This window comes from Variovorax jilinensis, assembly GCF_030316885.1.
Taxonomy (GTDB): Bacteria; Pseudomonadota; Gammaproteobacteria; order Burkholderiales; family Burkholderiaceae_C; genus Variovorax; species Variovorax jilinensis.
The window spans coordinates 82,410-107,778 of sequence record NZ_JASZYQ010000004.1; the positions used below are offsets into that span (position 1 = coordinate 82,410).

24 protein-coding genes are annotated in these 25,369 nt (G+C 70.2%); 9 read left to right on the forward strand and 15 right to left on the reverse strand.

Going from position 1 to position 25,369, the window contains the following annotated elements; translation table 11 throughout:
* The first annotated feature begins 27 nt into the window (after positions 1-27).
* Positions 28-921 (forward strand): BUD32 family EKC/KEOPS complex subunit, encoded by an 894-nt coding sequence (locus QTH87_RS16155; protein ID WP_286610543.1) that lies wholly within the window; start codon positions 28-30, stop codon positions 919-921.
* A 1-nt stretch (position 922) separates the two neighbouring features.
* Here QTH87_RS16155 and QTH87_RS16160 read toward each other — a convergent pair whose 3' ends face one another.
* The 3 genes from QTH87_RS16160 to QTH87_RS16170 form a co-directional block, all read right to left on the reverse strand.
* Positions 923-1,327, reverse strand: coding sequence for a putative toxin-antitoxin system toxin component, PIN family (locus QTH87_RS16160; protein WP_286610544.1), 405 nt, complete (start codon positions 1,325-1,327; stop codon positions 923-925).
* Positions 1,328-1,333: 6 nt separating this feature from the next.
* Positions 1,334-2,038, reverse strand: a complete 705-nt coding sequence (locus QTH87_RS16165) for a glutathione binding-like protein (protein ID WP_286610545.1) — start codon at positions 2,036-2,038, stop codon at positions 1,334-1,336.
* A 104-nt stretch (positions 2,039-2,142) separates the two neighbouring features.
* A complete protein-coding gene (locus QTH87_RS16170) occupies positions 2,143-3,357 on the reverse strand; it encodes a THUMP domain-containing class I SAM-dependent RNA methyltransferase (protein WP_286610546.1) in 1,215 nt (404 codons plus the stop codon).
* Between the two features lie 63 nt (positions 3,358-3,420).
* Here QTH87_RS16170 and QTH87_RS16175 point away from each other — a divergent pair, with 63 nt between their 5' ends.
* Positions 3,421-5,214 (forward strand): ATP-binding response regulator, encoded by a 1,794-nt coding sequence (locus QTH87_RS16175; RefSeq protein WP_286610547.1) that lies wholly within the window; start codon positions 3,421-3,423, stop codon positions 5,212-5,214.
* A 56-nt stretch (positions 5,215-5,270) separates the two neighbouring features.
* Here QTH87_RS16175 and QTH87_RS16180 read toward each other — a convergent pair whose 3' ends face one another.
* From QTH87_RS16180 to argS, 6 genes are all read right to left on the reverse strand, one after another.
* Positions 5,271-6,854 carry an RNA polymerase factor sigma-54 gene (locus tag QTH87_RS16180; RefSeq protein ID WP_286610550.1) on the reverse strand — a complete coding sequence of 528 codons (1,584 nt, stop codon included), beginning with the start codon at positions 6,852-6,854 and terminating at the stop codon, positions 5,271-5,273.
* A gap of 13 nt (positions 6,855-6,867) precedes the next feature.
* Positions 6,868-7,638: an LPS export ABC transporter ATP-binding protein gene (gene lptB, locus QTH87_RS16185; RefSeq protein WP_286610552.1), complete on the reverse strand. Its 771-nt coding sequence runs from the start codon at positions 7,636-7,638 to the stop codon at positions 6,868-6,870.
* A 20-nt stretch (positions 7,639-7,658) separates the two neighbouring features.
* The gene (gene lptA / locus QTH87_RS16190) at positions 7,659-8,348 is read right to left on the reverse strand and encodes a lipopolysaccharide transport periplasmic protein LptA (protein ID WP_286610554.1); all 690 of its coding nucleotides are present in this window, start codon (positions 8,346-8,348) and stop codon (positions 7,659-7,661) included.
* Between the two features lie 128 nt (positions 8,349-8,476).
* Positions 8,477-9,124: a thiol:disulfide interchange protein DsbA/DsbL gene (locus tag QTH87_RS16195; protein ID WP_286610556.1), complete on the reverse strand. Its 648-nt coding sequence runs from the start codon at positions 9,122-9,124 to the stop codon at positions 8,477-8,479.
* A gap of 85 nt (positions 9,125-9,209) precedes the next feature.
* The gene (locus tag QTH87_RS16200; RefSeq protein ID WP_286610558.1) at positions 9,210-9,917 is read right to left on the reverse strand and encodes an SPOR domain-containing protein; all 708 of its coding nucleotides are present in this window, start codon (positions 9,915-9,917) and stop codon (positions 9,210-9,212) included.
* 14 nt (positions 9,918-9,931) lie between these two features.
* Complete coding sequence (gene argS, locus QTH87_RS16205) at positions 9,932-11,629, reverse strand: arginine--tRNA ligase (protein WP_286610560.1); 1,698 nt, start codon at positions 11,627-11,629, stop codon at positions 9,932-9,934.
* A gap of 129 nt (positions 11,630-11,758) precedes the next feature.
* Between argS and QTH87_RS16210 the strand changes: the two genes are divergently transcribed.
* Positions 11,759-12,022, forward strand: coding sequence for a hypothetical protein (locus QTH87_RS16210; protein WP_286610562.1), 264 nt, complete (start codon positions 11,759-11,761; stop codon positions 12,020-12,022).
* 104 nt (positions 12,023-12,126) lie between these two features.
* Here QTH87_RS16210 and QTH87_RS16215 read toward each other — a convergent pair whose 3' ends face one another.
* Genes QTH87_RS16215 through QTH87_RS16230 form a run of 4 tightly spaced genes read right to left on the reverse strand, consistent with a single transcriptional unit; the run spans position 12,127 to position 15,690 of the window.
* The gene (locus tag QTH87_RS16215) at positions 12,127-12,582 is read right to left on the reverse strand and encodes a DUF2214 family protein (protein ID WP_286610564.1); all 456 of its coding nucleotides are present in this window, start codon (positions 12,580-12,582) and stop codon (positions 12,127-12,129) included.
* Entirely contained in the window at positions 12,579-13,547 is a 969-nt protein-coding gene (locus QTH87_RS16220; protein WP_286610567.1) for a LysR family transcriptional regulator, read from the reverse strand. Before QTH87_RS16220 ends, QTH87_RS16215 begins: the two co-directional genes overlap by 4 nt.
* Before the next feature lie 6 nt (positions 13,548-13,553).
* Positions 13,554-14,762: a CaiB/BaiF CoA transferase family protein gene (locus QTH87_RS16225; RefSeq protein WP_286610568.1), complete on the reverse strand. Its 1,209-nt coding sequence runs from the start codon at positions 14,760-14,762 to the stop codon at positions 13,554-13,556.
* Positions 14,755-15,690 (reverse strand): hydroxymethylglutaryl-CoA lyase, encoded by a 936-nt coding sequence (locus tag QTH87_RS16230; protein WP_286610570.1) that lies wholly within the window; start codon positions 15,688-15,690, stop codon positions 14,755-14,757. Before QTH87_RS16230 ends, QTH87_RS16225 begins: the two co-directional genes overlap by 8 nt.
* 271 nt (positions 15,691-15,961) lie before the next feature.
* Between QTH87_RS16230 and QTH87_RS16235 the strand changes: the two genes are divergently transcribed.
* Positions 15,962-18,139 (forward strand): malate synthase G, encoded by a 2,178-nt coding sequence (locus QTH87_RS16235; protein WP_286610573.1) that lies wholly within the window; start codon positions 15,962-15,964, stop codon positions 18,137-18,139.
* Between the two features lie 71 nt (positions 18,140-18,210).
* Here the strand turns inward: QTH87_RS16235 and QTH87_RS16240 are convergent, their stop codons facing one another.
* Together QTH87_RS16240 and QTH87_RS16245 are read right to left on the reverse strand one after the other, a co-directional pair.
* On the reverse strand, positions 18,211-19,098 hold the full coding sequence (locus QTH87_RS16240; RefSeq protein WP_286610574.1) for a ProQ/FINO family protein: 888 nt from the start codon (positions 19,096-19,098) through the stop codon (positions 18,211-18,213).
* A gap of 92 nt (positions 19,099-19,190) precedes the next feature.
* Entirely contained in the window at positions 19,191-20,126 is a 936-nt protein-coding gene (locus QTH87_RS16245; RefSeq protein WP_286610576.1) for a LysR substrate-binding domain-containing protein, read from the reverse strand.
* Between the two features lie 83 nt (positions 20,127-20,209).
* Here QTH87_RS16245 and QTH87_RS16250 point away from each other — a divergent pair, with 83 nt between their 5' ends.
* From QTH87_RS16250 to QTH87_RS16270, 5 genes are all read left to right on the forward strand, one after another.
* Positions 20,210-20,527, forward strand: coding sequence for a DUF2917 domain-containing protein (locus QTH87_RS16250; protein WP_286610577.1), 318 nt, complete (start codon positions 20,210-20,212; stop codon positions 20,525-20,527).
* Positions 20,528-20,652: 125 nt separating this feature from the next.
* Entirely contained in the window at positions 20,653-21,831 is a 1,179-nt protein-coding gene (locus QTH87_RS16255) for an acetyl-CoA C-acetyltransferase (protein WP_286610579.1), read from the forward strand.
* 1 nt (position 21,832) lies between these two features.
* Positions 21,833-22,627, forward strand: coding sequence for an enoyl-CoA hydratase-related protein (locus tag QTH87_RS16260; RefSeq protein WP_286610581.1), 795 nt, complete (start codon positions 21,833-21,835; stop codon positions 22,625-22,627).
* 16 nt (positions 22,628-22,643) lie between these two features.
* Positions 22,644-23,807 carry an acyl-CoA dehydrogenase family protein gene (locus tag QTH87_RS16265; protein WP_286610582.1) on the forward strand — a complete coding sequence of 388 codons (1,164 nt, stop codon included), beginning with the start codon at positions 22,644-22,646 and terminating at the stop codon, positions 23,805-23,807.
* 305 nt (positions 23,808-24,112) lie between these two features.
* Positions 24,113-25,369: a 6-phosphofructokinase gene (locus tag QTH87_RS16270; RefSeq protein WP_286610584.1), complete on the forward strand. Its 1,257-nt coding sequence runs from the start codon at positions 24,113-24,115 to the stop codon at positions 25,367-25,369.

Consider the following 25,369-nt stretch of genomic DNA (forward strand, 5'->3'; position numbering starts at 1 on the left):
GAGCGGCCGCGATCTGCCGCTCGCGACATGAATCCCGGTCGACGCGCCTCGTCCACGCGCGTGCAGATGCGCAAGGGCCTGGCCTCGGCTCCGGCACCGCTCGAGCCCGAAGCGCCGCCGCAGCCCGGCGACTACGCCGAATTCCTGCGCACGACGCTGCCGCAGCAGGGCAAGGCGGTGGCCAGCCATCGCCTGGGCAGCGAGCGCGTCTGGCTCAAGAAGGCGGGCCCGCGCCACGGCAAGCTGCGCTACCACCTGCTGGCCGCGATCGCCGGCACGCTGCGGCTCGACGTGCTGTCGCCGGTACCCAATCCGGGGGGAGAGGCCGCGATCGAGATCGAGGCGCGCCGGCTGCGCGCGCTCGGCGCGGTCGGACTGCGCGTGCCGGCGGTGCTCGCGCAGCAGGCCGACGGACTGCTGATCTCCGACCTGGGCCAGAGCGGCCGACCGCCCGTGGTGCTGCAGGAACGGCTCGACCAGGCGGCCGCCGCCGGGCCGGTGGCGCTGCTCGCGACCTGGCGCGAGGGGCTGGATGCCATCGCGATCGTGCATGCGCGCGAGGCCTACCTGAGCCAGGCCTTCGACCGCAACCTCGTGCAATGCCCCGACGGCACCATCGGCTACATCGATTTCGAGGACGACCCCGGCGAGACCCTGCCGCTGCCCGAATGCCAGGCGCGCGACTGGCTCAGCTACCTGCACTCCACCGCGATGCTGGTCGACGCCGCATCGCCGCACGCGGCCGCCGCGCACTGGCACGAGGTGCTCGGCCAGGCCAGTGCAGAGGTCCGCGACCGCCTGGCCGTGGCGGCCCGGCGCATGCGCTGGCTGCGGCATCTGCCGCGCGGCCGGCGCTGGGGGCGCGACACGCAGCGCGTGCGCGCCGTGGCACGGCTGCTGGCGCGCTGGTACGGGAAATGACTCAGACCTGCCGCGCCACGGCCACGCCCCAGGGAGCGAGCCGCTTGCGCATCGACAGCACCGCGCGGTCCTTGCTGAGAAGCCGTGCCCCCTGCGCCACTGCGAGGTCGATGAACATCTGGTCGTCCGGATCGCTGCAGACGCATCGGGCGCGCGCCGGCAGGGCCTCGATCCGCTGCACGCGCGCATCGAAGGCCGCGAGGACGGCTTGCGGCTCGCGCCCGGACGCGGCCAGGCGCGCCTCGATCAGCGGATAGCCCAGCACGCGCACCAGTTCGTCGCGCATCGCGGCGGTGGCGATCCACTGCAGTTCGCCGGCTTCGAGGGCCGCAGCCAGCGCGGCCTGTCCGGGATCGTCGAAGACCAGCAGGTCGAGGGCGATGTTGGTGTCGAGAACGACCCGCACGCCGATTCAGCCGCGTGCCGGAATGCCCAGGCCCCGGACCACGGCCGGCCGCGCGACGAAGACCGCGAGCACACGCTTGACGTTCGGGAAGTCGTCGATGCCGACCAGTTCGCCGGCCTCGTAGAAGCCGATCAGGTTGCGCACCCAGGGAAAGGTCGCGATGTCGGCGATCGTGTAGACGTCGCCCATCAGCCAGGCGCGGCCCTCGAGACGCTTCTCGAGCACGCCGAGCAGGCGCTTCGACTCGGCCACGTAGCGGTCGCGCGGGCGCTTGTCCTCGTAGGCCTTGCCCGCGAAGCGATGGAAGAAGCCCAGCTGGCCGAACATCGGGCCGATGCCGCCCATCTGGAACATCAGCCACTGGATGGCCTCGTAGCGGCTCGCGGCGTCCTGCGGCAGCAGCTGGTTGGTCTTGTCCGCCAGGTAGATCAGGATCGCGCCCGATTCGAACAGCGCGAGCGGCTTGCCGCCCGGGCCATCGGGGTCGAGGATCGCGGGAATCTTGTTGTTCGGGTTCAGCGACAGGAATTCGGGCGACATCTGGTCGTTCGTCTCGAAGCTGACCAGGTGCGGCTCGTAGGGCAGGCCGGTCTCCTCGAGCATGATCGAGACCTTGACGCCATTGGGCGTCGGCAGCGAATACAGCTGGAGCAGATCGGGATGCGCGGCCGGCCACTTGCCGGTGATGGGGAAGGCGGACAGGTCGGTCATGGGCAATGGGTTCCTTCGGGAGAGCCGCGCATTCTGGACCAAAGCCGATGCCCGGGCCGGGCGGGGGGCTCAGGCCAGGCAGCCGCCGGGCCCACCCCAGCGGGCTAACCCTTCCTGGCCGAGCCCGCGACCATGTCGAACCTGAAGAGCCGGCATTCGATCGGCCCGTTCCACATCGGCACCCGGCGCGACTCCTTCAGCCGCATGCGCTTGGGCAGCTGCAGGTCGGGCGTCAGCACCCAGGCGGTCCAGCCCGCGTAGTTCTTCTTCCAGTGGCTCGCGAGCTGCGCGAAGAATTCGCCGCCGTCCTCGGTCTGGGCGTCTTCGCGCCCGCGCGCCACGCCGCCGACCTCGATGCGCTCACCGTAGGGCGGATTCAGCACCACCACGCCGCTCTCCGCCGGCGGCATGCGCTGCAGCGCGTCGCCGCCGCGGAACTGCACCAGGGCCGCGACGCCCGCGCGTTCGGCATTGCGCTCGGCGAAATCGACCATGCGGTGCGAGACGTCGGAGCCGAAGATGGCCGGCGGCGCCGGCCGGTCTGCCGCCGGCTCGGCGCCGGCCTTGAGTGCATCCCACACGTGCGGCTGGAACGGCAGCAGCTTCTCGAAGCCGAAGCGCCGCAGCGACCCGGCCGCGACGCCGGACGCGATCTGCGCCGCCTCGATCGCGATCGTGCCGCTGCCGCAGCAGGGGTCGTAGAGCGGCTGTGCCGACACGGCGCCGGTTTCCGGGTTCCACCAGCCGCTGGCGGCCAGCATGGCGGCCGCCAGGGTTTCCTTGAGCGGCGCATCGCCCTTGTCCTGGCGCCAGCCGCGCTTGAACAGCGGCTCGCCCGAGGTGTCGATGTAGAGCGTGCAGCTGTCGGTGGTCAGGTGGGCGAAGACCCGGCAATCGGGCCACTGCGTCTCGATGCTGGGCCGCACGCCACCGGCCCTGGCGCGGAAGCGGTCGGCGATCGCGTCCTTGATGCGCAGGGTCGCGAAGTTGAGGCTCTGCAGCGGGCTGTGCTGGGCCGTGGTCTCGATCTTGAAGGTCTGCTTCGGCGTGAACCAGATCTCCCAGGCGACGCCGCTCGCGATCGCGTAGAGGTCGTTCTCGCTGCGGTAGGGCGCATGGGCCAGCTCGACCAGCACGCGCTGGGCCAGCCGGCTGTGCAGGTTGAGCTGGAGCGCGTCGCGCCAGTCGGCGCGCACGCGCACGCCGCCGCGCAGGGTCAGCAGGTCCTGGCCGACGCGGCCGGTCAGCGCATGGACTTCCTGCGCGAGGAATTCCTCGACGCCGGCGGCACAAGGGAGAAAAAGCGAGAGATCGTTCACCCCGCGATTGTCGCCTCCACGCGGTTCGGCGCCACGTGCCTGTTCTATAGTGGGTCCACGCCGATGAGCCCTTCGCCCTCCCCCGCCAACGACGAGGCCACTGCTGCCGACCGCTTTGCCATCCGCTGCGAGGTGCTGCGGCTCAGCGCCCAGCCCAGCGGGGCCGTGCTCGCGGTGCAGTTCATGCTCGACTGCGGCGTCGCGGCATTGTTCGCCTGGCAGTACTCGGTGCCGCACGCGCTGCTGTGGATCGGGCTGATCGCGCTCACCACCGCCTACCGCGGCTTCTTTCCGCAGCGCCTGCCCGATCCGCTCACGCCCGAGAACCTGCCGGGCGCGCTGCGCATGCACACCCTGCGCATCGCGCTGCACGAGGGCGCGCACGGCCTGGCCGGCGTGCTGCTGTTCAATCCGGCCAGCGCCACCTCGCAGCTGCTGATCGGCCTGGTGATCATGGCGATGACCCTGTCCTCTGCCTTCTCGGTGTCCTACTACACGCCGGCGATGCAGCTGGCGATCACGCTGCTGCTGGCGCCCGTGATCGTGATGGGCCTGACGGTCGGCTCGCCGCTCATGATGGTGCTGGCGCTGCTCGGCATCGGCCTGCTCGCGATGGTCTGGAAGCTGGTCGCCGAACGCTCGCGCCAGCTCGAGGAGAACATCGGCCTGCGCCACCACGCGGGCGTGCTGCGCGAGCAGGCGCTGGCCGGCCTGCGCGAATCGCAGCAGGCCCAGGCCGAGCGGCTGCGCTTCTTCTCGGCTGCCAACCACGACCTGCGCCAGCCCGTGATGGCGATGGGGTTGCAGGCCGAGGTGCTGCGCCAGCAACTGGCGGCCGGCGAGGACCCGGCCCGGGTCATGAACACGGTGGCCGCCCTCTCGCGCGCCCAGCAGGCCCTGGAGGCGCTCACCAACCAGCTGCTGGAGATCGGCCGCATCGAGGCCGCCGCCGATCCGATCGCGCCGGTCGCGGTGGCGCTGGCACCGCTCTTGAACGAGTTCGCGCGCCAGGCCGGCAGCGGCCGCGTGCGCGTGCGCTGCCCGGCCGACGCGGCGGTCTGGACCGACGTGGTGGCGCTGCGCCGGATCCTCGGCAACCTGGTCGACAACGCGCTCAAGTTCACGCCGCGCGGGCGCGTGCTGCTGGCCTGCCGGCGCCGGGCCGGCGCCTGGCGCATCGAGGTGCGCGACGCCGGCATCGGCATTGCGCCCGAGGCGCAGGAACGCGTCTTCGGCGACTTCGAGCAGGTGGGCAACATCGAGCGCAACCTCCAGCGCGGCCACGGCCTGGGCCTGGCGATCGTGCGCCGGCTGGCGCAGCGGCTCGGCGTCGCGATCACGCTGCGCTCGGCGCCGGGGCGCGGCTCGGTGTTCGCCTTCGTGCTGCCGGCGGCGCCGCAGGGCGCGCCGCTGGCAGCGCCCGCGGCTGCCGATGCCGCCGACGCGGTGCCGCCGGAGCCGCAGGCCCTGCGGCCGGGGCTCGAGGTGCTGGTGGTCGAGGACAACCTCGTGGTGGCCGAGAGCATCGCGGCGCTGCTGCGGCTGTGGGGCGCGCGGCCGCAGGTCTGCGCGAGCGCGGCCGAGGCGCTGGCCCTGCCCGCGCTCGCCGCCTTCGACATCGCCCTGTGCGACATCCGCCTGCCGGGCGAGCGTGACGGCATCGCGCTGGCCGGCGAACTGCAGCGCCGCCGACCGGCGCTCGCGATCGCCCTCGTTTCGGCCGACATCGACGACGCCACGCAGCAGCTGGCGCGCGAGCGCGGCTGGCAGGCGCTGCGCAAGCCGGTGCAACCCGCGGCGCTGCATGCGCTGCTGCTGCAGGCGCAGGGCCGGGCGGCTTCGGCGGCCATCGGCTGAACGGCGCCCGACGGGCTGCCAGGGCCTGTGACCGCTCTGTCCGGGGTCGCGAAGGCCTAGAGCGCCTTGCGCAGGTTCGCGGGCGCGATGCGCAGTGCCTCGCGGTACTTGGCGACCGTGCGGCGCGCGCATTCGATGCCCTGCTCCTTGAGCATCTCCGAGATCTGGCTGTCCGAAAGCGGCTTCTTCAGGTCTTCCGCGCTCACGAACTGCTTGATCAGCGCGCGCACGGCGGTGCTCGATGCATTGCCGCCGGTCTCGGTGCCGAGCGCCGAGCCGAAGAAATACTTGAGCTCGACCGTCCCGTAGGGCGTCGCCATGTACTTGGCGGTGGTCACGCGGCTGATGGTGGATTCGTGCAGACCCAGTTCGTCGGCGATCTCGCGCAGCACCAGCGGCCGCATCGCGAGTTCGCCGTGCACGAAGAAGCTCTTCTGGCGCTCGACGATCGCGTTCGACACCCGCAGGATGGTGTCGAAGCGCTGCTGGATGTTCTTGATGAACCAGCGCGCCTCCTGCAGGCGCTGCGACAGCGCCTGGCTGCCCTCGCCCTTGTGCTGCTTGAGCGCGCCGGCGTAGATGTCGTGCACGCGCAGCCGCGGCATCACCTCGGGGTTCAGCATGACGCGGAACCTGGCGCTGCCGCCGTTGCCCACGCGCGTGACGATCACGTCGGGCACCACCACGTTGCGCTCGACGTCGACGAAGCGGCGTCCGGGCTTGGGCTCGAGCCGCGCGATCTGCTGCAGCGCGGCGCGTACCTCTTCCTCGTTGCTGCGCGTGAGCGTGGCCAGGCGCTTGAAGTCGCGCCGCGCCAGCAGCTCCATCGGCTGCCTGCAGATCGCGATCGCGGTCTCGCGCACCCGGGTGTCGTCGGCGTCCTCGCCGGCATGGGCCAGCGCGCGCAGCTGGATCGTGAGGCACTCGCCGAGGTTGCGCGCGCCCACGCCGACCGGCTCCAGGCTCTGCAGCAAGCCCAGCGCCACCTGGAAGTGATGGACCAGGTCGTCGAACTGGTCGTTGTCGTCGCCGGCCAGGCCCGACGCCAGGGCCGGTAGGGAATCCTCGAGGTAGCCGTCGTCGTTGAGCGACTCGATCAGGAAGCGCAGCGCGGCGCGGTCGGTCTCGCTCAGGCGCAGCCCCAGGGCCTGGCGGTGCAGGAAGCTCTGCAGCGACTCCTGGCTGCGCGCCAGCTCGGTGGCGTCGGTGCGTTCGTCGTCGCCGAGGTTGTTGGCGCGCGCCGGCGCATCGCTGCCCCATTCGCTGTCGTCGGGCGCCATGTCGACAGTGCCGTCGCCTTCCCAGTCGGGCTCGCCGTCGGCGCTGTCGATCGGCGCGGTCTCGGCCTCGGGCGTGGCGACCGCGACCTCGGCGGCCGAGGCCGAAGGGCCGGGCGTGAAATCACCGTCGCCCTCGGCCTGGCGGTCGTCGTCGCGCACCGGCGCGTCGGCACTGTCGAGGCCGAACTCCTCGCGTGCCGCTTCGTCGGCGGTGCGCTCGAGGAACGGGTTGTCGTCGAGCATCTGCTCGACTTCCTGGCTCAGCTCGAGCGTGGACAGCTGCAGCAGCCGGATCGACTGCTGCAGCTGCGGCGTGAGCGCCAGATGCTGGGAGACGCGAAGCGAAAGCCCCTGCTTCATCGAGATAAGGCCCCTACATCCGGAAATGTTCGCCCAGGTACACGCGTCGTACCTCGGCGTTGTCGACGATCTCCGAAGGCGTGCCTTGTGCCAGCACATGCCCGTCGCTGATGATGAAAGCGTGGTCGCAGATGCCCAGCGTCTCGCGCACGTTGTGGTCGGTGATCAGGACGCCGATGCCGCGTTCCTTGAGGAAGCTGATGATCCGCTGGATCTCGATCACCGCGATCGGGTCGATGCCCGCGAAGGGCTCGTCGAGCAGGATGAAGCGGGGCTGGGTCGCGAGCGCGCGCGCGATCTCGACCCGGCGGCGCTCGCCACCCGACAGCGACAGCGCCGGCGAGTCGCGCAGGTGATCGACGCGCAGGTCGGCCAGCAGCTCGGCCAGGCGCTCCTCGATGCGCGCCTTCGACAGCGTGCTCATGCGGCCGTTGGCGTCGGGCTCGGCCTGTAGCTCGAGCACCGCGCGGACGTTTTCCTCGACCGTGAGCTTGCGGAAGATCGAGGCCTCCTGCGGCAGGTAGCTCAGGCCCATGCGCGCGCGGCGATGGATCGGCATGTGGGCGATCGGCTCGCCGTCGATCGTGATCTCGCCGGCATCGGCGCGGACCAGCCCGACGATCATGTAGAAGGAGGTGGTCTTGCCGGCGCCGTTCGGCCCCAGCAGGCCGACCACCTCGCCCTTTTCCACCGCCAGCGACACGTCCTTGACGACCTTGCGGCTGCCGTAGCTCTTCTGCAGGCTGCGGGCCTCGAGCCGGCTGCCCGGCTGGCCTTCGTTCAAGCTCTTCCCTGCGGCTTCGATCACTTCTTGGTGTCTCCGCCGAGGGTGGTGGTCGAGCGCAGGCCGCTGCCCGGCGCCGGTGCGGCAGCCGGTGCCGCCGGCTTGGCGGCCGCAGGGGCTCCGGGCGCCGTGGCCGGCTTGGGCGTCAGGATGGCCTTGACGCGGCCGCTCGGCTGGGTTGCCACGCCGGCGTTCGGCGGCAGCGAGGCGCCGTTGACCGTGAAGGTGTCGTTGCTCTGGTCGTAGACGATCAGCGGTCCGCTGCTCTCGTCGTTGGGCGTGGCGCCGATCAGCCGGCGCATCACGGCGCGGCGGATGAACTTCACGTTGTCGGCCCGGCTGTCGTACTCGATGACCTCGCCTTCACCCTCGATCCATTCGTCGGTGCCCGCATTGCGCTTCTGCTTGAAGTAGGCCAGCTTGCCGGGCTCGGCCGTCACCACGCCGTACTGGTAGCCCTCGGGGTCCTGGCGGACATCGATGCGCGCGCCGCGGATCTGGATCGTGCCCTTGTTGACCACCACGTTGCCCGTGAACACGCTGGTCTGCTTGAGGTCGTCGTAGCGCATGGCGTCGGCCTCGATGTTCATCGGCTTGGTGCGGTCGGCCTGCTCGGCCAGCGACTGCCCCGCGAGCGCGGCGATCGCGAGGGCGAGGAACAGCGCACGGCCGGAACGGCGTCGGGGGAGGGGATGGGAGGTCGGATTCATAGCGGCACGAAACTTGCTCGTCGATTGTATGCGCCGGACGGGCGCAGGCCGCGCGGCCGGGACGAAAAAGCCCGCCAAAGCGGGCTTCGTCGGCGAAAGACGGAAGGCGGCGCAACGGCCGCCGGTCATCAGCCCTTGCGGGCTTCGGCGACCAGGAAGTCGACCACCTGCAGCGCCCGGTCGAGCGAGCCGGCGGAGTCGCCATCCACGTACCAGCGTCCGGCCACGCCGAGCGACGGAACGCCGGCCACCTGGTAGTCGTTGGTGAGCTGGGCCGCGCGCTTGGCCTTGCCGACCACCGAGAAGGACTTGAACAGCTCGGCGAACTTCTTCGCGTCGAGGCCGGGCTGCTTCTCGGACCAGGCCAGGATGGCGGCGTCGCCGGTGAGGTTGGCGCGCTGCTGGTGAATCGCCTGGAAGACCTTCGGATGGATGTCGTCGAGCTTGCCCATGGCCTCGAGCGTGTAGTAGAGGCGCTGCTTGGCTTCGGTGTCGTTGCCCACGAAGGGCACCGGGATGCGGCGGAACACCACGTAGGGCGGCAGCTTCTTGACCCAGGCCTCGAGCCTGGGCTCGAAGGCAGCGCAGTGCGGGCAGTTGTACGAGAAGAACTCGACCACCTCGACCTTGCCTGCCGGCACATCGGACGGCGCGGGCTTGCCGAGCACGATGTACTGCTTGCCGGCCTGGAACGGAGCGCCCTGCGCATGCGAGGAGGTGGCCAGCGGAAGCAGGCCCAGCGAAGCGGCTGCGAGGGAGAAATCACGACGGTTCATTTGATCAAGGTCCTTCTGTAAGGCTTAAAGAGCCTGCGATGCCGGGCAGAGTTCCCGCCGCGCCCGGCGAAGTGGGAAAGCCGGCTCAGCGCTGGACGCGCACCAGCGCGGATTCGAGGCCACCACCGTCGAGCCGCTCCTTGAGCTGGTCGGCGTCGTCCTTCTTGTTGAACGGGCCTGCCCGCACGCGGTAGACCGTGCGCCCGGCCTGCTCGCGCTCGGTCACGCGGGCCTCGACGCCCATCAGCGACAGCTTGGCGCGCTGGGCGTCGGCGTCTTCCTGGGTGCGGAAGGCGCCGGCCTGGACGAAGTACATGAAGGGATCGGCACCGGCACTGGGGGCGGCGCTCGCGGTGGTGGTGCCGCCGGCGGCGCGCGACTTGGCGAAATCGCCGATCGGATCGTTCGAGGGCGGCAGTGCATTGGCCTCCGCCGGCACCGGTGCCGCGCGTGCCGGGCGCGGCGCGGCGGCCGAACCAGGCGCCACCACCACCGGCACCGGGCCCGTGGGTGGCGTGGCGGCGGTCGCGGGCGCGGCGCCCGTGGCGGGCGTGGCGGCGGCGGGTGCGCGTGCCGGGGCGCCGGCCTTGCCGGCCAGCGGTGCGTTCGGGTCCCAGTCGCGGTTCTTGCGCGCCTCGGCCTCGTCCTGCTCGGCGCCGCCGCGCTGGGTCTTCGTCATGAACGGGATCGGCACCTTGGTCACGTAGACCGCGATGCCGAGCGCGATGCCCAGGCCGAGCACGAGGCCGACGATCAACCCGATGACGATGTTGCCGCTTTGTCTTTGTTTCATGGTGGAAGAGGGAATCACATCTTTTGCGGCGCGCTGACGCCCAGCACGGCGAGGCCATTGTGCAGCACGCGCGCGGTCGCGGCGACCAGTGCCAGCCGGGCCAGCTTGACCGGCTCCTCGTCGACCAGGATGCGCTCGGCGTCGTAGTAGCTGTGGTAGCTGGCGGCCAGTTCGCGCAGGTAGAAGGTGACGTCGTGCGGCGCGAAATCCCTGGCGGCGGCGGTCAGCATCTCGGGGTACTTGGCGAGCTGCAGCAGCAGCGCCTGCGAAGCCGAGCTCTGCAGCGGCGCCAGGTCGACCCCGGCCAGGCTCGCGACATCGCCGCCCCAGGCCGCCAGCACCGAGCAGATGCGCGCATGCGCGTACTGCACGTAATAGACCGGGTTGTCGTTGTTCTGCGCCAGCGCGAGATCGATGTCGAAGGTGTATTCGGTATCGGGCTTGCGGCTCAGCAGGAAGAAGCGCACCGCGTCGGTGCTGGTCCATTCGATCAGGTCGCGCAGCGTGACGTAGCTGCCGGCGCGCTTGCTGATCTTCACTTCCTCGCCGCCGCGCACCACGCGCACCATGGTGTGGAGCACGTAGTCGGGGTAGCCCGCGGGAATGCCGACGCCGGCCGCCTGCAGCCCGGCGCGCACGCGTGCGATGGTGCCGTGGTGGTCGGTGCCCTGGATGTTCACCACCTTGTGGAAGCCGCGCTCCCACTTGGCGATGTGATAGGCGACGTCGGGCACGAAGTAGGTGTAGCTGCCATCGCCCTTGCGCATGACGCGGTCCTTGTCGTCGCCGTAGTCGGTCGACCTGAGCCACAGCGCGCCGTCCTGCTCGTAGGTCTTGCCGGCATCGACGAGCTTCTGCACCGTGGCCGCGACCCGGCCGCTGGTGTAGAGGCTGGACTCGAGGTAGTAGTTGTCGAAGCGGACCTGGAAGGCCTGGAGGTCGAGGTCCTGCTCGTGGCGCAGGTAGGCGACCGCGAACTGGCGGATCGAATCGATGTCGTCGACGTCGCCGCTCGCCGTGTATTCGCGGTCGTCCGACTTCACCGTCTTCTTCGCGAGGAAGTCGGCCGCGATGTCGGCGATGTACTCGCCGTTGTAGAAGGCCTTGCTGGCCGGATTGTCGGGATCGGTCGGCCAGCAGTCGTCGCCCGGCTTGAAGCCCTTGGCGCGCAGCTGGGTGCTGGTGGCCAGGGTCTGGATCTGGACGCCGGCGTCGTTGTAATAGAACTCGCGCCAGACCATGTCGCCCTGCGTGGCGAGCAGGTTGCAGATGGCGTCGCCGAGCGCGGCCTGGCGGCCATGGCCCACGTGCAGCGGGCCGGTCGGGTTGGCCGAGACGAACTCGACCAGCACCCGGTCCTCGCGCGCGGGCTGGTTGCCGTAGGCGGCGCCGGCGGCCAGCACCTCGCCCACCACCTGCTGGCGGGCCACGGTCTTGAGCCGAATGTTGAGGAAGCCGGGGCCGGCGATCTCGACCGTGTCGACCCAGCGCGCGAAGGCCGGCGTGGCCTGCAGCGCGGCAGCCAGCTGCTCGGCCAGCTCGCGTGGCTTGCGCTGCAGCGGCTTGGCCAGCTGCATGGCGGCGGTGCTGGCGAAATCGCCATGGGCCGCCACCTTGGGCGACTCGAACGCGGCTTTGCTGCCGGCGCCGGGCGAGAGGGATTCGAGCGTGTTCGCGAGCGCCGCGAGCAGCTCCTGTTTGACCAATAGCATCCGGGAATTTTACCGGGGGCAAAAGCGCGTCCGTGACGAACGTCATCCAAAGGTTAACGCCGGCCGTTAGGATGAACGGCCCCGAGGCGGGGAACAACTGTCACAACCACTCTTTCAAGGACTCCCTCCATGTCGAAGAAGCTGATTTCCCTGATGGTTCTGGGCGCCTGCCTGTCCTTCGGCGCCCAGGCTCAAACCTGCGATGCCATGGCCGCGGAGAAGAAGCTCAGCGGAGCTGCAAAGACCAGCTTCGTGACCAAGTGCGAAAAGGACGCTGCCGCTTCCGCCGCACCGGCCTGCGCCGCCAAGGCGATCGACAAGAACGGCAAGGCGCTCGCCGGTGCCGCCAAGACCAGCTTCATGAAGAAGTGCGAGGCCGACGCAAAGGGCTAGCTCGCCCCCAGGTCGGGCTCACTTCGTGTAGCCCGCCCACCCCCGACCGGGGGCGATACCAGCGGCCCGGCGAAGCCGGTTCCGCGGTATCCCTGGACCGAGAGCTACTTGCCGTAGCCCCTGGCCATGAACACGGCCGCGAGCGGGATCACCGCGATCAGGTGGGCCTGGATCATGACCAGCTTGCGGGTCTTGCGGATCTCGGCTTCGGCGGGCAGCGTGCCGTTCGCGCGCACGGCCTTGCGCCAGCGCATGTAGGTCAGGGTCGGAAAGATCGATATCACGCCGATCACGATGAAGAGCGTGAGCTTCACGTGCAGCAGGGGGTTGGTCCAGTACCAGGCCGTGCCCTTGACGCCCCACCAGGTGCGCGCCACGCCGGTCGCGAGCACGGCGATCGCGGCGATGCCGTAGACCATGTCGACTTTGGCCAGCCGCTCGACCACCTTCGGATTGAGCCATTCGACCCGGCACAGCGCGGCCTCGCTGGCGATGAAGACCACCATCGTGAGGATGGCCAGGATGTGCAGGTAGGCGAGGATGGCTTCGAACGCGGTCATCGTGGGGATTCCTTCTTCTCGTCGGGCGCGGGCGCTGCCATTGTGCCGCCGCCCCAGAACTCGGGCCGCGCGTACTGGGCCTTGAGGAAATCGAGCCAGAGGCGCACGCGCAGCGGCAGGTGCTTGCGCTGCGGGAACACCGCGTAGATGCCGTTCGGCGGCGCCGCGAAGTCGTCGAGCAGCGGCACCAAGAGGCCGGCGTCGATCTCGGCCTCGACCTCCCAGGTGCTGCGCCAGGCGATGCCATGGCCGGCCAGGCACCAGTCGTGCAGCACCTGGCCGTCCGAGCAGTCGAGCGGGCCCGTGGGCTTGAGATGGATCACCTCGCGCTCGCCATCCGCGCCCGGCACGCCGAAGGCCCAGCCGCGCGTCTGCGAGGCATCGCTCGACAGGCTCAGGCAGGCGAAGCGCGCCAGCTCGCCCGGATGGCGCGGCGCGCCGTGGCGACGCACGAAGTCCGGCGTGGCGACGCAGCGGCGCCGGTTGTCGGCCAGCCGCAGGCTCACGAGCGAGGAATCGGGCAGGTCGCCCACCCGCACCGCGCAATCGAAGCTCTCGCCCGCCATGTCGACCAGCCGATCGCTGAGGTTCAGCGAGATCGTGACCTCCGGATGCAGCTCGTGGAAGCGCGGCACCAGCGGCGCCACGTGGCGGCGTCCGAAGCCGGCCGGCGCGGTCACACGCAGGTGGCCGCTGGCCTTGATCCCGCCCGCGCTCACGCTGGCCTCGGCATTGGCAAGCTCGACCAGCAGGCGCTGGCAGTCCTCGAGGAAGGCGCTGCCCTCGTGCGTGAGCGCGATGCGCCGCGTGGTCCGCACCAGGAGCTTGACGCCCAGCCGCTCCTCGAGCGCATCGATGCGGCGCCCGATGATCGCGGGCGCCACGCCCTCGGCCTTGGCCGCCGCGGTCAGGCTGCCGCGGGCGGCGATCGCGACGAAGGATTCGAGCTGCTTGAGGCGGTCCATCGGCCGTCAGGCAGGCTGGTCCGGATCGCCGGCGACGACGCGCTGGCGCCTGAGCGCGTCGATCTGCGCCGCGTCGTAGCCGGCTTCCGTCAGCAGTGCGACGGTGTGCTCGCCCAGCAGCGGCGGCTGCAGCCGTATGCCCGGGCGCTCGCCGCCGAGCGTGAAGGGCATCAGCGGCACCTTCGAGCGGCTGCCGTCGTTCATGCGCACCGGCGCCAGGCCACCGGTGGCGTTGAGGTGCGGGTCGTCGAACAGGTCCTGGGGCCGGGTGATCGGTGCGAACGGCAGCTCGTTGCGCTCGAACACCTCGCTGAGCTCGGCCGCGCTGCGCCCCGCGACATGCGAGCGCAGCAGCGGCATCATCCAGTCGCGCGCGAGCACGCGGTCGTTGTTGGTCGCCAGGCGCGGGTCGGCCAGCATCTGCTCGAGTCCGAAGGCCTTGCAGAAGATCGCCCACTGCTTGTCGCTGACGGCCGCCAGGAAGATCTGCTCGCCGTCCTTCACGGTGAAGACGTCGTAGACGCCCCAGGCCGAGATGCGGCTCGGCATCGGGTCGGCGGCGCGGCCCGTGGCGGCGAACTGCATCATGTGCTGCGCCACGAGGAAGATGTTGTTCTCGAACAGCGCCGACTGGACCTCGCAGCCCTCGCCGGTCTGCTCGCGCTGGCGCAGCGCGGCCATGGCGCCGATGGCGCCGAACATGCCGCCCATGATGTCGTTGACGCTGGTGCCCGCGCGCAGCGGATCGCCCGCGCGGCCGGTCATGTAGGCCAGGCCGCCCATCATCTGCACCACCTCGTCGAGCGCGGTGCGATGGTCGTAGGGACCGGGCAGGAAGCCCTTGTGGCTGACGTAGATCAGGCGCGGGTCGCGCTGGCGCAGCGTCTCGTAATCGAGGCCCAGCTTCTTCATCGTGCCGGGCTTGAAGTTCTCGCTCACGATGTCGGCGGTCGCGATGAGCCGCAATGCGGCCTCGACGCCGGCGGGCTGCTTGAGGTCGAGCGCGATGCTCTTCTTGTTGCGGTTGAAGGTCGGGAAGAAGCCGGCGCCCGAACCGAGCAGGCGGCGCGTGTTGTCGCCATCGATCGGCTCGACCTTGATGACCTCGGCGCCGAGGTCGCCCAGCAGCATGCCGCAGGTCGGCCCCATCACCATGTGGGTGAATTCGACGACGCGCACGCCCGCGTAGGGCAACGGAGGCCTGGTTTCAGACATGGAACTTTTCCTGGCGGAAGCCCTTGGGCAGGCCGGCCTCGGGCGTCATCCCGTAGACCGGTTCGCTCGGCAGGCCCGCGATGAGCGGCGCGCGCGCCGCGATGAGGCGTTCGAGGTCGATGCCGGTGGCGACACCCATGGCCTCGAACATGAAGACCAGGTCCTCGGTGACGACGTTGCCCGAGGCGCCCGGCGCGTAGGGGCAACCGCCGAGGCCGCCCAGCGAGGCGTCGAAGGTGCGCACGCCCTCCTCGTAGGCCGCGAGACAGTTGGCCAGGCCCAGGCCGCGCGTGTTGTGCATGTGGGCGGCGCCGGCCTTGTCGCCGAGCTCGGCGCGCAGGCGCCTGAAGAGACGCCGCACCTGGGCCGGGTTGGCGTAGCCGACGGTGTCCGACAGGCCGGACTCGTCGGCGCCCGCGGCCACGCACTGCACCGCGAGCCGGATCACCTCGTCCTCGGGCACCTCGCCCTGCAGCGTGCAGCCGAAGGCGGTGGAGATGCCGGCCTCGAGCTTCACGTGGGGCGCGCTCGCATGGCGCAGCTCGGAGATGGCGCGCACCTCCTCGACCATCTCTTCGCGCGTCTTGCGCACGTTGGCCAGCGAATGGGCCGCGCTGGCCGACACCGGCATCGTCAGCTTGTGGACGCCGGCCGCGAGCGCGGCCTCGGCGCCGCGCCGGTTCGGCACCAGCGCCATCACGACGAGGCCCGGCAGCGTGATCGCGTGGCGCACCACCTCCGCGGCATCGGCCATCTGCGGAAGCAGCCGCGCCGGCACGAAGGATGCGACCTCGATCTCGCGCACCCCCGCAGCGTGCAGGGCATCGATCCAGCGCAGCTTGTGCGCCGTGGGCATGGTGGCCGCCACGGACTGCAGGCCGTCACGCGGGCCGACCTCGCTGATCAGCACTTCGGGCTCGGATGCCATCGGTTGTCTCCAGGTTTTGCGCTCGGAATTGTCGCCTGGGCGTCGCGGCTGCAAGATGGAGGTCCGGCATGCCTGCCGGGTCTGAAGCTTGCAGCGGATGCCAGGCGGCGCCTCGTCGCGCACGCCGGCGGTGCAGGCCTTTTCTCGATCCCATTCCGCGAATTACCATCATTCAGGTCACTGATTAAACCCAATCCCGGTAAATACTGATCAGTGAAGTATGGAATAAAGTAGCACGCTTGCACGCATTCCTTCCAGGAGAACAGAACCCATGACCGCCCGCACCTCCGTCCACGGCCTCCAGGTCGCCACCGAACTGCACCAGTTCATCGAACAGCAGGTCCTGCCCGCCACCGGCGTGGCCAGCGACGTGTTCTGGAAGGGCTTCGACGCCATCGTGAGCGAATTCGCTCCGAAGAACGTGGCGCTGCTGGCCGAGCGCGACCGCCTGCAGGCCGAGATGGACGCCTGGCACAAGGCGCATCCGGGCCCGATCACCGACATGCCGGCCTACCGCGCATTTCTCGAGTCGACCGGCTATCTGCTGCCGCAGCCCAAGGACGTGCAGACCACCACCGCCAACGTCGATGCCGAGCTCGCACTGCAGGCCGGTCCGCAGCTCGTGGTGCCGATCCTCAATGCACGCTATGCGCTCAATGCCGCCAACGCGCGCTGGGGCTCGCTCTACGACGCGCTCTACGGCACCGACGCGATCCCCGAGACCGGCGGCGCGGAAAAGGGCAAGGGCTACAACCCGGCGCGCGGCGCCAAGGTGATCGAGTTCGCGCGCAACGTGCTGGACCAGGCCGTGCCGCTCGAGAACGGCTCGCACAAGATGGCGACCGGCTACAAGGTCGAGCATGGCAAGCTGGTCGTGGCGCTGCAGAGCAGCAGCACCGGCCTCAAGGACCCGTCGCAGTTCATCGGCTACACCGGCGAGGCGGCGGCGCCGAAGTCGGTGCTGCTCAAGCACAACGGCATCCACCTCGACATCCAGATCGACCGCTCGACCGCGATCGGCAAGAGCGATGCCGCAGGCGTCAGCGACGTGGTGCTCGAAGCGGCGCTGTCGACCATCCTCGACCTCGAGGATTCGGTGGCGGTGGTCGACGCGGCCGACAAGGTGCTCGCCTATTCGAACTGGCTCGGCATCCTGCAGGGCACGCTGACCGAGGAAGTCGCCAAGGGCGGCAAGACCTTCACGCGCGGCCTCAACCCCGACCGCGAATACACGGGCGCCGACGGCCAGCCGGTCAAGCTGCACGGCCGTTCGCTGATGTTCGTGCGCAATGTCGGCCACCTGATGACCAACCCCGCGATCCTCTACGCCGACGGCAAGGAGATTCCCGAAGGCATCATGGACGCGGTCATCACGACCACCATCGCGACCGTCGACCTGAAGCGCCGCGGCAACTCGCGCACCGGCAGCGTCTACATCGTCAAGCCCAAGATGCACGGCCCGGCCGAGGTCGCCTTCGCGAGCGCGCTGTTCGGCGCGGTCGAGAATGTGCTGGGCCTGCCGGCCAACACCGTCAAGCTGGGCATCATGGACGAGGAGCGCCGCACCAGCATCAACCTCAAGGCCTGCATCGCCGAGGCCGCCGCGCGCGTGGCCTTCATCAACACCGGCTTCCTCGACCGCACCGGCGACGAGATGCACACCGCGATGCAGGCCGGCCCGATGCTGCGCAAGGGCGACATGAAGGCCACGCCGTGGATCCAGGCCTACGAGAAGAACAACGTGCTGGTCGGCCTCTCGTGCGGCCTGCGCGGCAAGGCCCAGATCGGCAAGGGCATGTGGGCCATGCCCGACCTGATGCACGCGATGCTCGAGCAGAAGATCGCCCATCCCAAGGCCGGCGCCAACACCGCCTGGGTGCCTTCGCCCACCGCCGCGACGCTGCACGCGCTGCACTACCACCAGGTCAGCGTGGCCGACGTGCAGAAGGAACTCGAGAAGATCGACGCCAACGCCGAGCGCGACAACATCCTGAACGGCCTGCTGCAGGTGCCGGTGGCGCCCAAGGCCGACTGGAGCGAAGCCGACCGCCAGCAGGAGCTCGACAACAACGTGCAGGGCATCCTGGGCTACGTGGTGCGCTGGGTCGACCAGGGCGTCGGCTGCTCGAAGGTGCCCGACATCCATGACGTCGGCCTGATGGAAGACCGCGCCACGCTGCGCATCTCGAGCCAGCACATCGCCAACTGGCTGCTGCACGGCATCGTGACCAGGGACCAGGTCAACGCCACCTTCGAGCGCATGGCGGCGGTGGTCGACGCGCAGAACGCGGGCGATGCGCTCTACCAGAAGATGGCCGGCAACTTCGCGACCTCGGCCGCGTACAAGGCGGCGCAGGACCTGGTGTTCAAGGGCATCGAGCAGCCCAGCGGCTACACCGAGCCGCTGCTGCACGCCTGGCGCTTGAAGGTCAAGGCGGGCACGGCCTGATCCTTTCGTTCCCTTGAATCGGAAAACGGCGCCCTGGGCGCCGTTTTTCCTTTGTCGCGCAGCCGCTATAGCTACTTCAGGGTTCGCGCCACTTCCCGCGGGTCCATCCCGTACATCTCGGCGAACTCCGCCACGCTGCGGCCGCTGGCCTCGAAGGCGCGCTGCAGCGCCTCGCGCTTGGCGGTGCGCGCGCCGACCTCGGCGAAGGCCTCGTCGAGCACCGCGTTGGTGATTTCGTCGCTGGTGCGCACGGCCAGCACGTAGTCCTCGCGCGTGAGTCCCGAGGCCTCGATGGCGTCCACGAGGCGGGCGCGCAGCTTCGGCCGCAGGTCTTCCTGCGTGCGCGCCTGGCGGCGCCGGAACACCTCCAGGATCGCGTGATGCACATGCTCGGGCGCGACGTCCTCGACCGGCACGCCGTTCAGGTCGTGGCGCTTGTCACCCGCCGCCACCGCATCGAGGTAGCGCGTCGAACGTGCATGCAGGCCGAGCGCGATCTTGAGGTCTTCCTTCTTGAAGTCGTCCGGGTGCAGCGCCAGCAACTCCTGGTAGACGCCGAGCTTGAGCGGGCGGAAGCGGGCGCCGAACATCTTCGGGTAGAGCGTGAACAGCTTCTCGAGCACGGCATTGGCACCGGCCTTGCCGCGCGAGCGCTGGCCCTGGCGCGATTCGGGGCCGCCGGCGGGCGCCTGGGCCGAGCCGTCGCCGGGCGCCGCGTCGGCACCGGCACCGGCCTCGGGCCTGGCGTCGGCACCGGCCCTGCCGCCCGAACGCGGCCGGCGGCGGCCACGTCGGCCTTCGCGCGGTGCAGTGGCGGCTTCGGGCGTGGCTTCGGACGTGTCTTCGGGCGCGGTTTCAGGCGCGGCAGGGGGCGTCTGCTCCGGCACGGCGGTCGGCGCGGAAGCGGCAGATTCGGCGGGCGCCTCGGCTGCGGGGAGTGTCTCTGGGGTCGGGTTCATCGGCAGGTGGGTCAGCGAAAGCGGGCGGCCGTGACGGCCGCGGAATGGCGCCTACTGTAATGCCCTCGCATCGCGGCGCTCCCAGGGCGGCTTCAGGGGCGTTCGGCGACCTCGGCCTCGGCGCGCAGCCAGCGCACGAAATCCTGCGCATCGGGGTTGGTCGCGGCCCGGCGCGAGCTGTCGACGAAGTAGCCGCGGCGCGAGGCCACGCCGCTCTCGCCGAAGGGGGCGACCAGCTGGCCGCTGCGCACCAGTGCGCCGACCAGCGGCAGCCGGCCGATCACCACGCCCTGGCCCGCGACCGCGGCAGCCACCGCATCGGTGTACTGGGTGAAGCGCAGCGTGTTCTTCATGCGCAGGTCGGTCAGGCCCATGACCTGGAGCCAGGGTCCCCAGTCGACCATGGGCGTGCTCGCGTGTTCCGCCTCGTCGATCGTGAGCAGGGTCTGGCCCGGCAGGTCGGCCGGTTCGCGCAGCCGTGCGGCGATCTGCGGGGCGCACAGCGGCACCACGCTCTCCTCGAACAGGGCCGGGCCGGTGCCCCGCGCGATCGGCACGAAGCGCACCGCGACGTCGATGCGGCTGCGCTCGAAATCGAGCACCTCGAGCGTCGCCGACACGCGCACGTCGACCTCGGGATGGTCGGCCGTGAAGCGAGCGAGCCGCGGGATCAGCCAGAAGGACGCGAAGCCCGGCGTGCTGGTCACCGCCACGTGGCGCGACAGCGGCGCGCTGCGCACGCGCGCAGTGGCGTCGCGCAGGCGCTCGAGGCTGTCGACCACGGCGCGCTGCAGCACGCGGCCGGCCTCGGTCAGCGCCAGGGCGCGGTGTCGGCGCTCGAACAGCAGCACGCCGAGCGCAGCCTCGAGCTGCTGGATCTGCCGGCTCACGGCGGACTGGGTCAGGAACAGCTCGGCCGCGGCCCGCGTGAAGCTCAGCGTGCGGGCAGCGGCCTCGAAGCTGCGCAGCAGCTCGAGCGGCGGCAGGTCGGCCGTGTGCGGCAGGCGCTTCGCATTCTCTGGATGCATGCAATGAGTTCCGAATGACCGTATGACATGGAGACGATCGGTGACTATATTCATTCCCACACAGAATGCAAAGGAGTCCCACCATGACATCCCGCCCCCAACGCCTGAGCCTCAGCCTGCCCAAGATGGCGGTCTTCACGCTCCCCGACGCCCACGAGGTCGACATCGAATGCACCAGCGGCGCCGTCTGGGTCACGCTCGACCATGATCGGCGCGACATCGTCCTCGAACCCGGCCAGCGCTTTCGCAGCGACATTCACCGGCGCGCGCTGGTGGCCGCGCTCGAACCCTCCTGCGTGCGCTTCAGCGCACCCGGGCTCTCGCTCGCTGCACAGCCGCAGCCGGCCGCGCGGTCGCCTTGGCGACTGTGGCCCCTGCTCCACGGGATGTCCCCGGCTTGACCCTGCGGCCCGGGCGTTGAACCATCGACGCTCCAGGCCACGGAAGACGCATCCGCCGCCGCCGTGACCCGGCGGCGCCTTGCCGTCCGAACTCCGGGGCCCTCACTCACGGAAGAAGGACAGACATGGCAGAGGCATACATCGTCGCCACCGCGCGCACCGCGGGCGGCCGTCGCGGCGGCAAACTGGCAGGCTGGCACCCGGTGGACCTCGCGGCCCGCGTGCTCGACGCATTGGTGGATCGCAGCGGCATCGACCCGGCCGCGATCGAGGACGTGATCCTCGGCTGCGTGAGCCAGGTCGGCGAACAGGCCACCAACGTGGCGCGCAACGCGGTGCTGGCCTCGAAGCTGCCCGAATCGGTGCCCGGCACCTCGATAGACCGCCAGTGCGGATCGTCGCAGCAGGCGCTGCACTTCGCGGCCCAGGCCGTGATGTCGGGCAGCATGGACGCGGTGATCGCGGCCGGCGTCGAGAGCATGACGCGCGTTCCGATGTTCACGCCCAATGCGCTGCCGGCCAAGGCCGGACTCGGCACCTACATGAGCCCCGCGATGCAGGCGCGCTACCCCGGCGTCGAGTTCAGCCAGTTCACCGGCGCCGAGATGATCGCGCGCAACTACGGCCTCACCAAGGACATGCTCGACCGCTATGCCTTCGAGAGCCATCGCCGCGCGATCGCCGCCAGCCGCGAGGGCCTGTTCGGCGACGAGATCGTGCCGGTCGAGGTGCGGCTGGCCGACGGCAGCGCCAGCGGCGATCTGCACACGGTCGACGAAGGCATCCGCTTCGAGGCCACGCTCGAAGGCATCGCAGGCGTCAAGCTGATCGCCGAAGGCGGCCGCTGCACCGCCGCCACGGCAAGCCAGATCTGCGACGGCGCCAGCGGCGTGCTGGTGGTCAACGAACGCGGCCTCAAGGCACTCGGCGTGAAGCCCCTGGCGCGCATCCACCACATGAGCGTGATGGGCCACGACCCGGTGATCATGCTCGAGGCGCCGATCCCTGCCACTGCGCGCGCGCTGCAGAAGGCCGGCATGAAGATCGACGACATCGACCTCTACGAGGTCAACGAGGCCTTCGCGCCCGTGCCGCTGGCCTGGCTGCAGAAGCTGGGCGCCGATCCGGCCCGGCTCAACGTCAACGGCGGCGCGATCGCGCTGGGCCATCCGCTCGGCGCATCGGGCACCAAGCTCATGACCACGCTCGTCAACGCGCTCGGCCAGCGCGGCAAGCGCTACGGCCTGCAGACCATGTGCGAGGGCGGCGGCATGGCCAACGTGACGATCGTCGAGAGGCTCTGAGATGCCGGCCATCCTGTACCAGCTCGATGACGGCGTGGCGACGATCACGCTCAACCTGCCCGCCAAGCTCAACCCGGTCGCGCTCGAGCTGCAGCGCGAGCTCGGCGAGGCCCTGGCCCGCGTGCGCACCGACGGCAGCGTGCGCGCCGTGGTGCTGACCGGGGCCGGCAAGGCCTTCTGCGTCGGTGCCGACCTGAGCGCGATGCGCGAGCCCGAAGCGGGCCAGTCGCTCGGCGACCACACGGCCGAATGGATGCAGTCGGTCAGCAACCCGCTGATCGAGCAGCTGCGCGCGCTGCCGGTGCCCGTGGTGTGCGCGGTCAACGGCCCGGCGGCCGGTGCGGGCGTCGGCCTGGCGCTGGCCTGCGACATCGTGGTGGCGGCGCGCAGCGCCTATTTCTACCTGCCCTTCCTGCCCAAGCTGGGCATCGTGCCGGACCTCGGCTGCACCTGGTTCATTCCGCGCCGCATCGGGCCCGCGCGGGCGATGGGCATGGCGCTGCTCGACGAGAAGCTCGGCGCCGAAGCCGCCGTGCAGTGGGGCCTGATCTGGGCCGCGGTCGACGATGCGCTGCTGCAGGGCGAGGCGGTCCGGATCGCGCAGCGCCTGGCCCGCCTGCCCGCGCATGCGGTGCAGGAGGCACGCCGCGCGATCGAGCAGTCGGAGCGCCACACGCTGCCCGAGCAGCTGCACTACGAGAGCGAGCGCCAGCGCGAGCTGATCGGCAGGCCGAGCTTCGCCGAGGGCGTGACGGCCTTCCTGCAGAAGCGCGCACCGGTCTTCCCGCCGCGCTGACCCGGAAGCCCGCGAGATGATCGAACGCACCCTTTTCGGCCCCGACCACGAGGCCTTTCGCGACAGCTTCCGCCGCTTCATGGACCGCGAGATCGCGCCCTTCCACGAGGCCTGGGAAGACCAGGGCTACGTCGACCGCGCAGTCTGGAACAAGGCCGGCGAGAACGGCTTCCTGTGCATGGGCCTGCCCGAGGCCTACGGCGGCGCGGACGCCGACCTGCTCTATTCGGTGATCCAGTTCGAGGAGCTTTGGGCGCGCGGCTTCACGGGCATCGGCTACGGGCTGCACAGCGAGATCGTCGCGCCCTACATCCTGCGCTACGGCACCCAGGCGCAGAAGGCGCTCTACCTGCCGAAGCTCGCGAGCGGCGAGATGATCGGCGCCATCGCCATGAGCGAGCCTTCCGCGGGAAGCGACCTGCAGGCGGTGCGCTCGACCGCGCTGCGCCAGGCCGACGGCAGCTACCTGCTGAACGGCAGCAAGACCTTCATCACCAACGGCTGGCATGCCGATCTCGTGATCGTGGTCGCCAAGACCGATCCGGCCGGCGGCGCCAAGGGCACCAGCCTGTTCCTGGTCGAGCGCGGCACGCCGGGCTTCGAGAAGGGCAAGCGGCTCAAGAAGCTGGGCCTCAAGGCGCAGGACACCTCCGAACTGTTCTTCGACGACGTGCGGCTGCCGGCCGAGGCCCTGCTCGGCGGCGCGGCGCAGGAGAACCGCGGCTTCGTCTGCCTGATGGAGCAATTGCCCTGGGAGCGGATGCAGATCGCGATCGGCGCGGTGGCGGCGTCGCAATCGATCATCGACCAGACCGTCGCCTACGTGAAGGACCGCAAGGTCTTCGGCCAGCCCGTGGCTGCCTACCAGAACACGCGCTACAAGCTCGCCGAGCTGCAGACCGAGGTGCAGGTGGCACAGGTCTTCGTCGACAAGTGCATCGAGCTGCTGATGGCCGAGAAGCTCGACACCGCGACCGCCAGCATGGCCAAGTACTGGACCAGCGACCTGCAGTGCAAGGTGATGGACGAATGCCTGCAGCTGCACGGCGGCTACGGCTTCATGTGGGAATACCCCGTGACGCGCGCGTACGCCGATGCCCGCGTGCAGCGCATCTACGGCGGCACCAACGAGATCATGAAAGAGGTGATCACGCGCGCGATGGGCCTGCCGGGGCGGTGAGCCCCCACGCTCCCCCACTGCGTGTGGGTCGCTGCCCCCCGAGGGGGCCGCAGGCCGCCTTGGGGCGGCCCGGCGCCGGCCTGCGGTGAGCCCCCACGCTCCCCCACTCCGTGTGGGTCGCTGCCCCCGGAGGGGGCCGCAGGCCGCCTTGGGGCGGCCCGGCGCCGGCCTGCGGTGAGCCCCCACGCTCCCCCACTGCGTGTGGGTCGCTGCCCCCCGAGGGGGCCGCAGGCCGCCTTGGGGCGGCCCGGCGCCGGCCTGATACCCGCACTGGCGGGCCGGGCCCTGCTGCGTGAGAATGCCCCATGCCCACGCCCAATGCCTTCTACGCCCAGTCCGGCGGCGTCACGTCGGTCATCAACGCCTCGGCCTGCGGCGTCATCGAGACCGCGCGCCGACACCCGGCACGCATCGGCACGGTGTACGCGGGGCGCAACGGCATCCTGGGTGCGCTCACCGAGGACCTGATCGACACCTCCCGGGAATCGGCCACGGCCATCGCCGCACTGCGCAGCACGCCGGCGGGCGCCTTCGGCTCCTGTCGCTACAAGCTCAAGTCGCTCGACAAGAACCGGCGCGAGTACGAACGCCTGATCGAGGTCTTCAAGGCCCACGGCATCGGCTACTTCTTCTACAACGGCGGCGGCGACTCGGCCGACACCTGCTTCAAGATCAGCCAGCTCTCGCAGTCGATGGGCTTTGCGCTGCAGGCGATCCACGTGCCCAAGACCATCGACAACGACCTGCCGCTGACCGACTGCTGCCCGGGCTTCGGCTCGGTGGCGAAATACGTCGCGGTGTCCACGCTCGAGGCCTCGCTCGACGTGCGCTCGATGGCGGCCACCTCCACCAAGGTGTTCGTGCTCGAGGTCATGGGCCGCCACGCGGGCTGGATCGCGGCGGCGGGCGGCCTGGTCGAATCCCTCGGCATCCCGGTGGTCATCCTGTTCCCCGAGATCCCGTTCGATCGCGCACGCTTCCTTGCCCGCGTCGACGCGCTCGTGAAGCAGCATGGCTACTGCACCGTGGTGGTGTCCGAAGGCAGCCACCATCCCGACGGCACCTTCCTGGCCGAGCAGGGCAGCAAGGATGCCTTCGGCCATGCACAGCTCGGCGGTGCCGCGCCCGTCGTGGCCCAGATGGTCAAGGAAGCCCTGGGCCACAAGTTCCATTGGGCGGTGGCCGACTACCTGCAGCGCTCGGCACGCCACATCGCCTCGGCCACCGACGTGGCGCAGGCCTATGCGCTCGGCGAGCGCGCGGTCGAGCTCGCCCTCGAGGGCCGCAACGCGGTGATGCCGACCATCGAGCGCACCGCCGACGAGCCCTATGCCTGGCAGATCGGCATGGCGCCGCTGGACCAGGTCGCGAACGCCGAGAAGTTCATGCCGCGCGACCTCATCTCGGACGACGGCTTCGGCATCAGCGACAAGGGCCGGCGCTACCTGCTGCCGCTGATCCAGGGCGAGGACTACCCCGACTACCGCAACGGCCTGCCGGTCTACGTCACGCTCGCCAACATCGCGGTGCCGAAGAAGCTGCCGCCTTTCGCACTCGCCTGA